At 64.9% G+C, this 2,129-nt stretch carries 2 protein-coding genes and 1 pseudogene; 2 read left to right on the forward strand and 1 reads right to left on the reverse strand.

The annotated features are described in order from the left end of the window. Nucleotides 1–240: 240 nt before the first annotated feature. A complete protein-coding gene (locus IF89_RS0135050; protein WP_030777039.1) occupies nt 241–453 on the forward strand; it encodes a hypothetical protein in 213 nt (70 codons plus the stop codon). 388 nt (nt 454–841) lie between these two features. On the opposite strand, the gene IF89_RS0135055 is transcribed toward IF89_RS0135050, so the two are convergent. Beyond that, nucleotides 842–1,513 carry a hypothetical protein gene (locus IF89_RS0135055; RefSeq protein WP_030777041.1) on the reverse strand — a complete coding sequence of 224 codons (672 nt, stop codon included), beginning with the start codon at nt 1,511–1,513 and terminating at the stop codon, nt 842–844. Nucleotides 1,514–1,572: 59 nt separating this feature from the next. On the opposite strand from IF89_RS0135055, the pseudogene IF89_RS0135060 reads away from it, so the two are divergent. Next, nucleotides 1,573–2,037 (forward strand): annotated as a pseudogene (locus tag IF89_RS0135060) (Tn3 family transposase); the annotation flags it as partial. Nucleotides 2,038–2,129: the final 92 nt, after the last annotated feature.

The following is a 2,129-nucleotide window of genomic DNA, read 5'->3' on the forward strand; positions in this document are numbered from 1 at the left end:
CTGGCGCATCCTCCGCAAAGCCCGCCTCAGCCCCAGCAGACTCACGTCAATCGCCAGAGCCATCCTCACCCTGGAGACTCACCGCTGAAAACGCTCAGTATCGACATAGCCGGCGTCCACCAGGTGCGCGGGCGCAGCCGACCGGCGAACGGTGTGCCGACGGGACGGGGACCTGTCCGGGGTGTCGGACTGCAACGTCGACATCCGACACCACCCCCATGCCGGCGAACGGGACGTCCGGTGATCGACCGGAGCGACATCGGACACCGCGTCGAAGACGCCCACGGCAGGACCGGGATCCTGCGGGACACCGACCCCGCATGGGAAGACCCCTCCGACCCGCCCTACGACCGCAGCCGACGCCCCGTCGCGTTCATCTCCCCCGAACACGGCGGACGCGAATGGCACGCCGACCCGGACACCGTCACACGGTCCGATCCGCCACGGGCCTAACGCCTGTCCCTCAACCATCGGGCTTCGAGCAGGGCGTCTCGGGTGTTGCCGAACTGGTTGAAGGAGAGGCCGAGCAACAGTGCTCCCTCCAGTCCGGCGAGCAGGCAGAGAAGCTGTTCCTTCTCTGCCGGGGTTCCGCCGTCGCTGTGCTTGAGCTTCTGGAGACGATCACGCGTTGCGACGATGACGCGCGCGAAGACATCGTGGAGGAGGGTCGGGCCGCTGCCATCGTCGTGCTCATTCGATTCGCGTGCCGTGGGACCACCGCGGTAGATGAAGCACAGGGCATCAGCGCGTTTGTTCCGTGCGTGTCGGTGAAGGTCAGCTGCGGCTCGTTCGGCAGGTTGGCGTCCACCCAGTCCAGGACTTCTTCCTTGGTGAACGCTTCTCACATGATCCTGTCGATGAGTTCGATCAACGAGTTGGCCGCTTGGGAGATGCCGTCCTCGGAGTGCGCCAGCGCTGTTCTGGCGCCCTGGATCTTTCTGACGAGCTGTGAGTTCTCGCGCTCCAGTCTTTTGGCGGACGACTCGCCCACGCGCTGCCGGATGGAGGCCACGATCTCCGACAAGTTGTCGGGCTGCCACCCGGCCAGGTCGTCGGCAGTCGCGGCTGTGAGCTGCATGGGAAGCGTGGAGATGAACTTCTTGCCGAACGCATCATCCAGCTGAATTATCCCTTGCACGATCTCCAGGCCGAGGATGTCGGCCTTTGCGACGGCCTTCCTCTGGTTGACGGTCATGTTGCTCACGGCGTCGCTCCACGCCACGGCGAAGGGCATCAGCGCGCGCATCCCGCGCCGGATCACGAGAGCCAGGACTGCACCGTCCTGTTTCACGGCTTCCACGAGAAGCCGGTAGGGGCCGGCGCCGATAAGCCGAAGCGCGAACGCTTGGTAGTTGAGTCCCTTGAAGGTGTTCAGCCATGCCTTGGCTTGTTCAGGGTCCTGCAACTGGGCCAGCATGAACTCCAGCCCTGCCTGCAAGCCCTCATCTTCGAAGGCCTCGCAGAGCTCTCCGAGCCGGTCCTGCCACGGCAAGGGGTGGTCCGTGTCCAGCACGGTGCGGCAGAAGGAAATCAGCAGGTCAGCGCCGGCAACCGCCTCATCGCTGAAGTGCAGAGCTGCACGAGCGCGTCGAGAAGATGCTCCCGAAGATCGACCTGCCGGACCTGCTGTTCGAGGTGCACTCCTGGACGGGTTTCCTGGACGCCTTCGTGCACTTGGGCGATGGCAAGACCCGCATGAAGGACCTGGCGACGTCGATGGTCGCGCTGCTGGTCTCGGAGGCGTGCAACATCGGCATGACGCCGGTCATCAACCCGGGCTACGAGGCACTGACCCGGTCCCGGCTGGTCCACGTCGACCAGTACTACCTGCGGGCCGACACCATCGCCGCGGCGAACGCCGCCCTGATCGCAGCCCACGCCCGAATACCGATCGTGCAGTTCTGGGGCAAGGGTCTGCTCGCCTCCGTCGACGGGCTGCGCTTCGTCGTCCCCACGCGAACCATCAACGCCGCGCCCTCGCCGAAGTACTTTGCGAAGAAGAAGGGCATCACCTGGCTGAACGCGATCAATGAGCGTTTTCAGCGGTGAGTCTCCAGGGTGAGGATGGCTCTGGCGATTGACGTGAGTCTGCTGGGGCTGAGGCGGGCTTTGCGGAGGATGCGCCAGGT

The sequence above is a fragment of the Streptomyces sp. NRRL F-2664 genome, assembly GCF_000719345.1.
GTDB lineage: Bacteria > Actinomycetota > Actinomycetes > Streptomycetales > Streptomycetaceae > Streptomyces.